General features: G+C 60.9%; 12 protein-coding genes and 2 pseudogenes. 3 read left to right on the top strand and 11 right to left on the bottom strand.

The window, feature by feature from the left end:
* The coding region (locus AC07FD_RS09345; protein WP_478349611.1) for a DUF6429 family protein at positions 1-90 on the bottom strand (90 nt) is incomplete at its 3' end.
* A 74-nt stretch (positions 91-164) separates the two neighbouring features.
* Here AC07FD_RS09345 and AC07FD_RS09350 point away from each other — a divergent pair.
* The 3 genes from AC07FD_RS09350 (at position 165) to AC07FD_RS09360 (ending at position 1,847) form a co-directional block, all read left to right on the top strand.
* Positions 165-881 carry an ATP-binding protein gene (locus AC07FD_RS09350; protein WP_478349605.1) on the top strand — a complete coding sequence of 239 codons (717 nt, stop codon included), beginning with the start codon at positions 165-167 and terminating at the stop codon, positions 879-881.
* Between the two features lie 223 nt (positions 882-1,104).
* On the top strand, positions 1,105-1,398 hold the full coding sequence (locus AC07FD_RS09355; protein ID WP_478349606.1) for a hypothetical protein: 294 nt from the start codon (positions 1,105-1,107) through the stop codon (positions 1,396-1,398).
* Between the two features lie 158 nt (positions 1,399-1,556).
* Positions 1,557-1,847, top strand: a complete 291-nt coding sequence (locus AC07FD_RS09360) for a hypothetical protein (RefSeq protein WP_478349607.1) — start codon at positions 1,557-1,559, stop codon at positions 1,845-1,847.
* Positions 1,848-2,072: 225 nt separating this feature from the next.
* Here the strand turns inward: AC07FD_RS09360 and tnpC are convergent.
* The 10 genes and pseudogenes from tnpC to AC07FD_RS09410 form a co-directional block, all read right to left on the bottom strand.
* Positions 2,073-3,765, bottom strand: a pseudogene (gene tnpC, locus AC07FD_RS09365) (IS66 family transposase).
* A gap of 44 nt (positions 3,766-3,809) precedes the next feature.
* Positions 3,810-4,154 carry an IS66 family insertion sequence element accessory protein TnpB gene (tnpB, locus tag AC07FD_RS09370; RefSeq protein WP_126102165.1) on the bottom strand — a complete coding sequence of 115 codons (345 nt, stop codon included), beginning with the start codon at positions 4,152-4,154 and terminating at the stop codon, positions 3,810-3,812.
* Positions 4,151-4,645 (bottom strand): IS66-like element accessory protein TnpA, encoded by a 495-nt coding sequence (gene tnpA, locus AC07FD_RS09375; protein ID WP_379078735.1) that lies wholly within the window; start codon positions 4,643-4,645, stop codon positions 4,151-4,153. The genes tnpB and tnpA overlap by 4 nt, the downstream gene beginning before the upstream one ends.
* A 201-nt stretch (positions 4,646-4,846) precedes the next feature.
* Positions 4,847-6,028 (bottom strand): 5-demethoxyubiquinol-8 5-hydroxylase UbiM, encoded by a 1,182-nt coding sequence (ubiM, locus tag AC07FD_RS09380; protein ID WP_478349612.1) that lies wholly within the window; start codon positions 6,026-6,028, stop codon positions 4,847-4,849.
* Positions 6,029-6,134: 106 nt separating this feature from the next.
* A complete protein-coding gene (locus AC07FD_RS09385) occupies positions 6,135-6,845 on the bottom strand; it encodes a DsbA family protein (protein WP_478349608.1) in 711 nt (236 codons plus the stop codon).
* A gap of 268 nt (positions 6,846-7,113) precedes the next feature.
* Positions 7,114-7,341, bottom strand: a pseudogene (locus tag AC07FD_RS09390) (cation:dicarboxylate symporter family transporter); the annotation flags it as partial.
* An 810-nt stretch (positions 7,342-8,151) separates the two neighbouring features.
* Positions 8,152-9,285 carry a M24 family metallopeptidase gene (locus AC07FD_RS09395; RefSeq protein ID WP_378924041.1) on the bottom strand — a complete coding sequence of 378 codons (1,134 nt, stop codon included), beginning with the start codon at positions 9,283-9,285 and terminating at the stop codon, positions 8,152-8,154.
* Between the two features lie 27 nt (positions 9,286-9,312).
* Positions 9,313-9,648 (bottom strand): hypothetical protein, encoded by a 336-nt coding sequence (locus tag AC07FD_RS09400; RefSeq protein WP_378924043.1) that lies wholly within the window; start codon positions 9,646-9,648, stop codon positions 9,313-9,315.
* Between the two features lie 267 nt (positions 9,649-9,915).
* Entirely contained in the window at positions 9,916-11,409 is a 1,494-nt protein-coding gene (locus tag AC07FD_RS09405) for an efflux transporter outer membrane subunit (protein ID WP_478349609.1), read from the bottom strand.
* 511 nt (positions 11,410-11,920) lie between these two features.
* Positions 11,921-12,049: a hypothetical protein gene (locus AC07FD_RS09410; protein WP_478349610.1), complete on the bottom strand. Its 129-nt coding sequence runs from the start codon at positions 12,047-12,049 to the stop codon at positions 11,921-11,923.
* Between the last annotated feature and the right edge of the window lie 488 nt (positions 12,050-12,537).

Raw genomic sequence — 12,537 nt, forward strand, 5'->3', positions numbered from 1 at the left:
GAAGCCCTTCCAGGCACACCGCTCGTTATGCAGCGTCAGCCATAACAGCGCAAGAACGGCATCGTCGATCTTGTCCTCATCGATCTCCATGAACCGACGCTACCACGCGCGGCGCCCAAAATCCCGCGGCCCTGCTCGGATGGATACACAACAGCACCAAGGGAATGGGGAAGACGGGTCCTATTAAGGGTGAATGGGAGGATAAGCTGACCCGCTTCCTTTCACGTCTGGAAGCCAAATTAGATGATCGACGCTACGGATTCATGTTCGCGCCCTCAGAAGCAGCCTCTAGTTACGACTGGCTTGCAAAACAGGCGCTGAAGCTTCTGAGTGCCGGAGATGGATCTGGAATCAAGATCATCGACTTTTCGGAGGTACCTGCGGATGTGCTACCTGTCGTAACTGGCACGCTCGCTCGGCTCCTGTATGATGTCCAGTTCTGGATGGGTGGGAAAGCGCGCACGCCAGTCACCCTGCTTTGCGACGAGGCGCATCTGTACCTTCCTGTTCGCGACGATGCCGATGCCGTGCAACGGCAGGCGCTGGGTTCTTTCGAGCGCATCGCAAAGGAGGGACGAAAGTACGGCTTCTCTCTGCTGGTGGTGAGCCAGCGACCCTCGGACGTAAGTCGAACGATCCTCAGTCAGTGCAACAATTTTCTTGCGTTGCGGCTTACCAATGAGACTGACCAAGGTGTGATCAAGCGTCTCATGCCGGATTCGTTAGCTGGCCTCACGAGCATCCTTCCCTTGCTTGACGTAGGGGAGGCGCTTTTGCTCGGGGACGCAGTACTGTTACCCACCCGAATTCGGCTTGATGTTCCAAAGATCAGGCCGGACAGCGCGACGCGCGATTTCTGGACCGAATGGGGGCTCGGTTAGGCCAGATGTCGCTGCGATAACAGCAGCGGTGGAATGCCTACGCAGCCAATCACGCAGAGAATGAACTTGGGGTAACACTCCCACCTCCGCGTCCGGCAACTATAGAGGCGCAGGTAGTGAACGCAATCGCACCGCCATGTAAGGACCCCCAATTTCCGCGTGTCCATTTACCGTTCTTGAAGGGCATCATGCATAGGGATACGAGAAGGAGAACATTGCATCGATGGACCAGACCAAGCAGACAGACGAATTCGCCGCCGCTCTGAAACGATTGAGCGACAGGGCCAGCGAACTTAAGTTCGCGTCCTTTTTCCCGGCCGCAACCTTCACGCCGAAGAAGCAGGAAGCCGAGGCGATGAAGGTTGGCTATGAGCTCATCCAGCTTGTCGAAGCTGCCGACGCGGCCGGACGGCCCGAGATTTCCGCCAAGGCCCTCAAGTCCGCGAAGGTGGTGCGCGACATGTCCTTGAAAGCGAGAGCGCAGATGCCGAAGCGCAAGCGGAAGACATCTGCCTAGTCATCAATGAAGGGGCAAACCAGAGCTGGCGCTCGCGCCGCCTAGTTGCCGTAGGCAAGCGAACCAAGGACGGGCTCGGCGTTTTTGCCGAGAATGCCGCCCTTTCTCCCGCAGCCGAGACCTGGTCCATAAGGCGGGCAAACAACCGGAGAACGGGAATGAGGAAACTTGCAGCGCCGATCAAAGACCTGCCCAGAACCCTCAAGCGCCTGCAGGAGAGGGGGGCTTCTCTTGCCACGGTGGCCTTACTCGTCCCCGATCCTGCTTGGACTCTGGATGAGTTGGAGGCCGCCGGGGCGGAGGTCGGTCGTAAGCTGATGGAAGTGATGGCCGCTGCGGAGGGTGGGGGAAGGTTCGACATCGCGAAGGAGGCCAGGGACTCCGCCGACCTGATGCAAGCCATGATTGATCGGGTGCAACCGCGGCTAACGGCTTTCCGACCCTTGTGAATGACCCACAACACTGGTACAGAGAGCGCCTTCAGCGGCGGCTGAAACCCTTGATTCCCAAGGCTCGCAGGGGCGTTTGAGCGGAGTTCCGCCGTTTATCCGGCAGAACGGGACTGTCGAGCCTTCATCCTTTCTTGGTCGTGGTTTGGCCGTATGCGTACGCTGAAGGCCGCGGAATGAGGCGTCGCGTGGGACAGTAGTGGTCGTTATGGTGGTGCGATCAATTCAGGCTGCGGCGGTCTGCCGACCGACCGGTTTCTCGGCGTCGCGCAGCTTTTTCCATTCCCAGGGCAGCAGTTCGTGCAGGCGGGAACTTGGCAGATCGGAGATGCGTGCGAGGACGTCGGCGAGCCAGGCTTTTGGGTCGACATCGTTCAGGCGGCAGGTGGTGATGGATGTCAGCATGACGGCAGCCCGGTCGGCGCCGCGCTGGCTCCCGGCAAATGTCCCGCCCGCCTTCCCAGGGCCACACCTCTCAATGCCCTTTCTGCAGCATTGTTGGTCAGGCAGATTCTGCCTTCATCGATGAAGCGGGCAAAGTCGTCCAGCGCGAGAGCATGTAGTTGATCGGCTTGAGGACATCGGAAGAGCGCGAGAAGGTATCGCGCTCGCGGAGCAACCACTCGTGCATGTCATCGAAGAGTGGCTTACTCTTTTCCTGCCGCACGGCACGCCGCTCAGGGGCTGTCTTGCCGTTGATGTCGCGCTCGATGTCGAAGAGCGCGTCGATGCGCTTGACCGCCTCCAGCGCCGTCGGGGAGATCGGTTTGCCATTCCTCCTGCCCTCGCGGGCATTTTTCTCGACGTCGGCCAGTTCGAAGAATCCCCTGCGCGCATGCGCAAAACAGAATGCGGGCGTGATCGGCAGCTCTTTCCGCTTCGGATCGAAGAGCGGATTGAAGCCGCTATAACAGTCGACCTGCAGAATGCCCCCGAAGCGGGCCAGATGTTTTTGTGGGTGCTCACCTCGTCGGTCGCTCGAAGCGTAATAGACCGCCGCCGGCGGCGCGGCGCCACCGAACGGCTGATCGTGGCGCACATACGTCCAGATACGGCCCGTCTTGCATTTGCTCTTTGCCAGGACACGGATGGTCGTGTCGTCACCATGAAGGCGCTCGGCCGCGAACACATGAGCCTCGATCAGCTTGAAGACCGGCATGAGGGCAAAGGTTCCATGACCAACCTGATCGGCCAGCGTCGAGATCGGCATGTCGATCCCCTCGCACTTGAAGCGCGTGCTCTGCCGGTTGAGTGGGATGTGCATGCCGAACTTGTCGAAGAGGATGGTCGCCAGCAACTGCGGGCCGGTGAAGCCGCGCGGCGTGACATGGAATGGCGCCGGCGGCTGGGTGATCGCCTCACAATCCCGGCACGTAAACTTCTCCCGGACCGTTTCAATGACCTTGAAGCGGCGCGGGATCTCCTCCAGCGTCTTGTTCACGTCCTCGCCCAGCTTGGACAGCCGGGATCCGCCGCAGCAGGCGCAGGCAGTCGGAGGATCGATGACGACGCGCTCGTGTTCGATGTCATCCGGCCATGGCTTGCGCACCGGTCGCTTGCGGATGAACGGGCGGACCTTCTGCGTCCTCGCCGCCGCGGCCTGCGCGGCAAGCTCATCCTCGGTCGCCGAGGTGACGAGCTCTTCGAGCTCCAATTCCAACTGCTCGATCAGCCGCGCCGTACGCTCGGAGCGCTGCCCGTACAGTTCGCGTTTCAGCTTTTCGATGCGCAGCTCAAGATGCGCGATCAGCGCCTCGTTGTCGGACAGCATAGCCTGTGCGTTGGCGGCTTCGGCCTGCCAGTTGGCAGCATCCGCGACGGCCACATCGCGTTCAGCCAGCAGCGCCTCACGCTCGGCTAGCAGCGCCACGTAGGCGCTGGCAAGATCCGAGGGAAGATCAACCGGCTTCGAAGTCATGCGCCGATTGAATCACATTTCATTGTATTTTCAACTCAAAAATGCTACCCAACCCGAGTTGGACGCCACGTTTCCTGAGGATTGCGCCAGTCTATCCCAGACAGGAGATAACTCAGCTGTGCAGGAGATACTGTCACAACTCCGCCCTCAACTGTCGGCCAGATGAAGCGGCCGCGCTCGAGCCTTTTTGTGAACAGGCATGCTCCTTGGCCATCATGCCAGATGACCTTCAACAAATTTCCGCGTTTCCCCCTGAAGCAAAACAGGTTCCCCCCAAGGGGATTATGTTTGAGGACCTCCTGCACCCGTAGCGCCAACGATGGAAAGCCACATCTCATATCGGTGTAGCCTGTCGCCAACCACACACGCACGCCTTCTGTCGGGATCATCGCAGCATTTCCAGGCCCTGCAAGATCCGCAGCAGGACACTGACGTCGACAGTGCGGTCAACGATCACACGCCGGCCGTTGGCCCCGACGATTTCCATCCGGCCACCGGTAGACACCGCTTGGCAGCTCGCAGCCGGCACTTCGGAGTGCGATCGCACAGGACCCGGCTCTTCCGGCTCTACATCGTGCACGCTGTGACCGACCACACCCATTTCAATGAAGGCGATTGGTGGGGTCTCGGATCGGTCACCCGATCTCCGTTCCCGGGTTTGCTTCATCCAGATGTGCAAGTGGTTCGCGTTCATGTCGTGACGCCGCGCGACAACCGCTACCGGATCACCGGACTCCTGCACCTCGCGCATGATCGCCAGCTTCTGCTCGACCGTCCAGGAGCGGCGCGTCCGCTGTCGGCCCGCATCCGTCGGCAGCGGCAGAGCCGCGGGCGTGCTCGCTTCCACCCTCGACGGCTGTTCCATAGCCAGATACTTCATTGCCAAGCGTCCACTTAATCTAAGCGGACACTACCGCCACAAGGTACGCGTCAGTAGGCGGCCTTTAGCGTATGCGTACGTTTGGCCAGCGAAACGACCCTCGTAACCGCGAACGGGGGTACCAAGGGTCTGCTCGAAAATGAGCGCTCACTGGCAGCCATCACCGGCAGTTGCGAATGCTTTACGAATTTCGGTGTGATCTTACCGCGTGAGCATGGCGGAAATGCCATGGCGGACGAAGGGGAGATATTGGGCAAAGCGAAGCCCGACATGTCTTGCAACCCGTGCCGCTGGGTACTCGCCTGAGTATAGTCCGATAAGGATATTCGTGGCATGATAGATCGGTGCCGCCGATAGGCGCAGGCAGCTTTCGTATTTGTGAAGCAAATCGGGATCGGCAATGTCGCGACGGTCGCGACATGCTGTCAGGATTCCATTTGCGAGTTGCTTCTGCCCGCTGAGGCCGATGTTGAAGCCATGCGCGGTCACTGGGTGCATGCCGATGGCGGCATCGCCAACAAGTGCGGCGCTTGGAGCGCAGAACTTGTGCGCCCACGTCGTGACCAGCGCATAGCTGTGGCGGGTGCTTGCCAGGCTCATTTTTCCGAGGCGCCCTCGACACCGGTCCGTCAATTCTTTCAGGAATAAATCGTCGTCGAAAGCAATCAGTCTGTCGGCCTGGTTTGAGGGCAAGGTGAGAAGCAGCGACGACACGCCTTGGGTGAGCGGCAACATCGCTATCGTCTGATGGTGATCGAACCATTCGACTGCGATCTGGTGATGGAGGCGCTCGTGCCTCACCCGGCAAATCAGCATCGATTTGCCGAGCTGGTTGATATCGGCGCCGATGCCGAGCAGGTCGCGCATGGCGGACAAACGCGAATCCGCTGCAACGAGAAGCCGAGCGGTCAATTGCCTGCCGTCAGAGAGCGTTATGACCGCACCTTCGTGGCTGTTTGTTGCATGGACGACCGCGTGGCCGCACAGCAGTTGGGCATGATCCTGCAAGCGTATGATCTTGAACAGGGCGTCGCGGATCCGACAATTTGGCACCAGAATCCCGAGCGGCTGGCGAGATCGGCTGGGCGAATCGAAGCGCAGCGTGAAGGGGCTCGAACCATTGAGCACGCGCGCGCCTTGAAGGGGTGATTTGTCCGAAGCGGGGATGGCATCCCAGGCGCCGAGCTCGCGAAGGATTGCAATCGAAGCGTTGGTCAGCGCGATCTCGCGACCGTCGAAAGCCGGATTGGCCAGCCTTTCCAGGGGCTGCTGTTCGATGACGGCCACCTTGAGTTGGCTCCGGGCAAGCGATGCGGTGAAGGAAAGCCCGACCGGCCCGGCTCCGATGACAACGATGTCAAACGTCTCGTGGGAGCCAGCCATCAGCATGCCGCGATCGCGTCGGCCGTCCCGGCGAGATGCTGCCTGGCGAGAGCCGCAAGCGCGGCTCGATTGAGCTGCTTTTCCAATGCCCGCCCCAGCCATTTGGTCAAAATGCCAAGTCTGCGGATGTGGTAGGCTGAGCCTTGGCCGTCGCGCGCGCATCTGCAATGGCGCGTTGCAGTCTGACAAGGTCGACCACCCCGGGGATCACTTCGTCGCCGACCACCAACGCCGGCGTGCCGGTGATATGCAGACCGCTGGCGAGCGCGCGATTGCGCGCGATGGCGTCTGCGATCGCCGGATCCTCCATGTCCCGCTTGAGCTGATCAACGTCTAGGCCCACGCGGCCTGCGATGGTCAAGGTGGTTCTTTTGTTGACCACACCGGGAAAATTCATAAGGGCGAGGTGGAACGCCTCATATTTTTGCTGTTGGCGGGAGGCGAGCGCCGCCACCGCGGCGAATTCGGAATTCGATCCCAGGATCGGGAACTCCTTGAACACAAGCTTCACATTGGCATCGTCCCTGATGGCTTGCTGGATATTGAGGCCTGCCGCCCGGCAAGGCAGACAGTTGTAGTCGAAGAAAGAGACCAGAGCGACCTCGGCTTCGGGATTGCCGGCGATTGGCGAAGCGAGGTCGTTGAGGAGTGCGTCGCGCCGCTTGAGAATGAGGATGCGCAGCTCTGCTGCGAGCTGGCGATGGTCTCCCAGCAGGCGCAGGTCATCTGGATATTGCTTTAGCGCCGCCAGCGCCGAAAGAAGCAGAGCGACCAAAATAGCGATCGCAGTGACGAGGGCGGTACTTTGCTTAAACATGCGGCGGGCTCCAATCAGCGGTGAACGGTCGGGCAGCAACGGCTGGCCTTTTGGCGCAAAGCGGTCATCGCTTTGGATCGGCTGCCGAGCGGGTCGCGCAGCACGGGAAGCTACCGGAACCCGTAGCCATCGAGCCGGTGCCATCTGGCGGTGCGTCCATGACGGCTTCGTGCCAACGAGCCGACCCCAATATCTGGGAAGCGTTCGCGCGAGCTGGCCAGACGCAAGTGCCGTTCGCCACGCCGGCCGACCTTCTGGAGATCGTTCCCTTCTGGAGATCGTTCATAGCGGCGATGCCGGTCGAATTGTCAGAAAGATGACAGGCGCGATGACCATCTTGACGAACTTGATGAAGGCATCGTCCAGCCGCTTCATGCTCTCGCCGACCTGGCGGATAGAAGCAAACATGGGTGACGCCATGGGCGATGGCGGCAAGCACCTGCGCGTAAAGCCGGGCGTAGCAAAGCTTGCGGGGCGCGGGACGTGGGCTGCGAATTGGCCGGTTTCAAGATAGTTGTCTCCCTGCGCGGATCGAGGTGGGTTCCTCCCTTTGGGGGCTTCTCCCATCACGGCGTTCCGGTCGAACGCCACACCAATGACGTAGCAAGCTTCGTGCCGACTAGCGGCCGCGCGAAACGCGCGGGATCTCTCATAGCGATCCTGGGCACATTTGTGCACTCGCCGCTGGCGCCTGCCCTGCACCGAAAGGCCGACTGCGGGAATTGAACTTCGCGGAGCGGCTGGAAGGCCGTCGACGCGACGTCTTTGCCTTAGGGGCTGCGATCGGCGTGGTCGATATCGTGGTACGGCTATGCCCCGGGCCCGTAGCCCGGCGGTCTGATCATACCGGGTGATCGAATATCAAACGCCGCGGTTGGCACCGATTGTCTCTGCAGCCACCCTATGGTCGGGTGCTGAGCAGGCGGCGGGGTCGACCACCGCGTTACGACATAGCCCAAGTGCGCACCTGGCGCGCAATCGTTGCACTGGCCACACCGCCCGGACGGCTACGTCGGATGCGCAGTCGGTGCCGGTGCGGACTTCGGAATGAACAGCGAGGCGATCCTGCGATCGACCGGGTGCGGCCTTGACCTCAGACGCATCGCCCGATGGCTACAAGTCTCAAACCTCGCCGCCGTTCAATGCCTTGACGGTTGGGCAAGGCGAGCATCAGCAATACCGTGGATGGGGTTGGCGGCTTGCCCGTTGACAAGTTGAACATAACCACGCTGCGCCCAGTGTCGTGCTTACAGCGAACCCATCTGGTGGCATTTGTCGCCCTCCGGCTGACTGACAACGGGTCCGCTCAGACAAGAGTCATCGAGTCCAGGTCAGATGGGAAATCGGTCAGCTTCCGATAGCCGTCCGCAGTGATCAGAACGGTATCGGAATGGCGGTAGCCACCTTGGCCGTGCCAGTAGATGCCCGGTTCGACACTGATCAACATGTTCTCCTGCAGGATGTCGTCGCTCCCCTCGGCGAGCCACGGTCCTTCGTGTCCGGCCATGCCGATACCGTGACCGGTCCGGTGCAGCAGATTTCCGCCGAATCCTTCAGAACGCAGGAACGACTTGACCTTGTGATCGACTTCGTGGCCGCTGACACCGGGCCGAAGCATGTCATATGCGATGTTGCGGGCCGCGAGCATCGTCGCGAAGACCGCGGCTTGGTCGCCCGAGGTGCGGTGCAGGAAGAAGGTGCGCTCGGTCTCCGCCGAATAGCCGTTCACCCGCAGAAACGACAAGCCGACATTGGGACCTTCGCCGAATATGTCCGCCGGTTCGGGAAAGCGATGCGGCTGGGCGCTGAAGGGTGCAGCCCAGACACCGAGCCAGATCGAGCTGGTGTGCTGGTCGAATTTTCCTTCGCCCTCGACGATGGCATTGCGAAGCTCCGGGATGCGGTCATACCCGCCTTGGATGGAGGTGCCGATACGCGCTGCATCCATCACCATCCGCAGGCCGAGGTCACAAAAGCGCGCGGCCCGTTCGATCCGACTGATCTCGTAGGGCGACTTGACCAGTCGCAAGCGCTCCACCAGTGGCTCCACCATCGGGAAAAAGTGCTCAAGTGCTCGCATGAGTTCGGCAGGCATGGACGGCTCCACTGCGATCACATCATGCTCCCCGATCACCTGGGCAAGCGCGTCGAGAAATGTTTCGCCTTTGGGCGCCGGGTACTCGGTGTATTCCAAGATGCGATGCAGCAGCGGGATCGCCGCGACGTTCTCGGCCTCCAGCCGCGGTGTCACAAAGACGAGATCGCCCTCGGGGCGTACGACGAGGAAAAACGGGCGCTCGAATGGCTGATAGCGGAAGCCGGTCAGATAAAAGATGCTGTCTGTAGAGGTTATCAGCGCAGCATCCAGCTCCTTGTTCTCGATCAAGCGTCTTAATTTATTAAGCCGCAGTTCGTATTCGTCCAGTATTCCTGTCTCCATGACAAGCCGTCTCCTTGTTGTTCCAGGTTAATCGGCCCCGCCGAACACGACATCGAAATTCATCCAACCCGCGGCAGCACATTTCGAAAAAGCCGAGGCACTAAGTCGTTGCACAGTCACGAACGGAGTGAAGTGAGCACAGTTGGCGCGGTTACGACCTGCGGCTGTCGCCGATGAACGCCAGTCCCTGTCGATCTTGAGGCGATCCATGTCAGAGACGCGGAGGCTGGCCAGCTGTTGACGTCCCGCCTTGCCGAACAAGTCAACCGGCGGCACGGTCTGCTCCGGGTAACGGTCGAACGCCGCTGCGATCCCGTCTTCATCATAGTGCACAACCGGACGTGAACAGCAGCTGGCGGACATGGAAACGTTCCCTTTTGCGGCATGATGTGGTGGAAGCGCGCCACCTGCTGAGCTGCACCGAAACCGCGTCGTCGCGGATAATTGCCGGGGCGGCGGTGACTGCGACCGCGTTGGAAGGTCGATCGCAGGATCCAGGACGGCCGGCGCGTCGATGCGCTTTTCGTAGAAGCGCCGGACCGAATCCGATGCAAGGTCGACGATGTGGGAAGATCTCATTGCCTTGAGACCCTGCGAAACGGAACATGTGAAGTTCGGCTTGCGCGTTTGTCATTGGGTTGCCTTCGACGCCGGCTGTGGCCTGGTTTTGGCGTCGACGCCCTCCGGCTTGGCGCTGTCGATGGCCCCGTCCCAGCCGCCGCCGAGCGCCTTGTTGAGCGCGATGTAGTCGATGGCAATCGAGACGCGACTTTGCAGGAGAGTGTCCTCGGCCGTATCGAGCGAGCGCTCCGCGTCCAGCACGTCGAGCAGGCTCGCCGCACCGGATTGGTAGAGTATCCGCACCTGGCGTGCGGCATCGCGGGCCGATTTCGCCGACGAGGCAAGCTTTCCGTTCCTGATGCGCTCCTGTGTCAGCGAGACGCTGGCGTTTTCCACATCTTGGAGCGCCGTCAGCACGGATGCCTTGTAGGCGATGAAATGTTGGTCGCGCTCGGCCTTGGCGACGTCGACGGCGGCCTGCAGCTTTCCGGCGTTGAACAGCGGCACGCTGAGCTTCGGCCCAAAAGAGAAGCCGATGGTGGAGTTCTTGCCGAGGTCGCCAAGCTTGAGGGCCGACGTGTCGATATTTCCAGTCAGGCTGACGCTTGGATAGCGCGCTGCCTCGGCCTGGCCGATCCTGGCGGTGTACTGAGCATATTGCCGCTCCGCCATGCGTATGTCGGGGCGGGCGAGCAGGATGTCGGCGGGAATGCCGGTCGGCACCGGCAGGCGTGGTGCCGGGATGGGCGCGCCGCGCTTCAGCCTGTCGTTCAGCGCGTCCGGCGACCGTCCGGTGACCACGGCAAGACGGTGCACCGTCTCCGCATAGCTAGCCTCCAGCGTCGGCACCTCGGCCTCCGTGCTGCTTGCCTGTGCCTTGGCTTTTGCCACGTCGGCCGCTGTCACCAGGCCGGCCTTGGCCCTTGTGCGGGTGATGGCGACGGTCTGCTTTTGGGAGGCGACTGAGCGGCGCGCGAGTTGAATGCGCGCCTGATAGCCGCGCGCCTGAGCGTAGTTGGCGGCGACATCGCCGATCAGGGTCAGCAGCCTGGAGCGTAGTTCTTCCTCGGCGGCGTCCAGTCCATAGCGGGCCGCCTCGACGCTCCGGTGGTTGGCGCCGAACAGATCCAGCTCCCATGTGGCGTCGAAACCGGAGCGGAACGCGCCAGAGGAATCGCCGCCAGATCCCGACGTGATCGCGGCAGTCGTGCCGCGATTGGCCGATAGGGAGCCGTCGGCGGACGGGAACAAGGTCGCTGCGCTCTGACGATAGCTCGCGTGAGCCTCGCGTATCTTGGCTTTGGCGGAGGCGACCTCGAGATTGCCGGCAACCGCTTCCTCGACAAGCGCGTTCAGCTCGGGGTCGCGCAGCCGCTGCCACCATTTCGACAATTGAGCCGGTAAGGCGGTCATTGTTGGGTTTTGGCCGCTCCAGTGTGCCGGCGTGGGCAAAATTGGCGTCCGATAATCCGGGCCGACGATACATCCCGCCAGCAGGACAACGGTGGAAATAGGCACGATGAGCCGCCCCGCGGCAATCGAGCCGCGTTCGAAACCTTGCATATAAAAAGCCCTTATTGCTCATTGACTGTCGCTGGCGTCTTGCCCGTGTTCCTGTCTGGCCGCCTTGCCATTGAAAAGTTGCGCCGCACCCGAACAGCGGCACACTGCGATCTCGCCCACCCTGACAGGTGATAATCACATGGTGGGTTTTGTCTTTCCTTATTGGGTTCTTCCAATCAAAATAATGCCGCTGGAAGACAGAAGATGTGACGGTCCTGTGACCATCATCAGCTCGGCAATTGGTCCTTCCTCCGGCGGGCGCGACCTGTCTCATGCCACCTCCTTCTTTGGTTTTCGTCGAGCAATTCAAACTCGGCATCGTCGACAGGGCACTTCCTGGGGCCGTGCGATGAAAGCCCGCAAGAAGCGCGCCAGCTGCAGGAGGCGTCGACGGATCGCACCCGTTCAAATAATCGCACGCGTTCAAATAATTGTGTTGCGTCAGCCTTTTGGTTGGGCGAAGGGCCGTCTCGAGTTCTGTCAATTGCGGATGGCGAGACAATTGCGGCGCTCACGCCATCAGGCGCCAACCAACATGCAGTCTTTCCAGGTTCGATAGCAGAATGTTTTCGACGGCGGCGCTGCGTTCATGCTTGCGGTCATGAGCATGGTGGCGTTCGGTGACATTGAACATTGCCATGGCCGCCCCCTTTTTGCTGAACTTGACGCACACAACCCTCAACAGCCGCAATCCTTAAGGAGCCTCAAAGCAAATGGGCACCGCTGCCGCGTCAGCCTCCATACGTCCGAGGCGCAGCCGCAAGCCTTGAGCGCCCCTGTGGTGGGGTTCCACTGTTAGACGCCTTCGCTCGGCCGCGGCTGGACAGGGTCCAAATGGACGTCCATTTTGCCGTCGGTCTCGATGCAGACACCTCCCTCCAAAACGGAGACTTCTTCGCATGATCCGCCCAGGCTGGGCAGGAGGGAATCGGGTGAGCGCTTACCGACCAACAAGGCCGACACTCGTCGATATCGCCAGCAATCCGAATCGGGGAAAGGTCATCGTTGCGGCGTGGTCAGCCCTTGGCGCTGATACCCGAAACAACAGCGCCGTCAAATGTGGGCCAACGCGAACCTAATACCAACGGTCTCGGGTGCTGACTCTTTTGTGATTTTGGAGCATCTCCG

Source organism: Mesorhizobium waitakense (assembly GCF_056431085.1).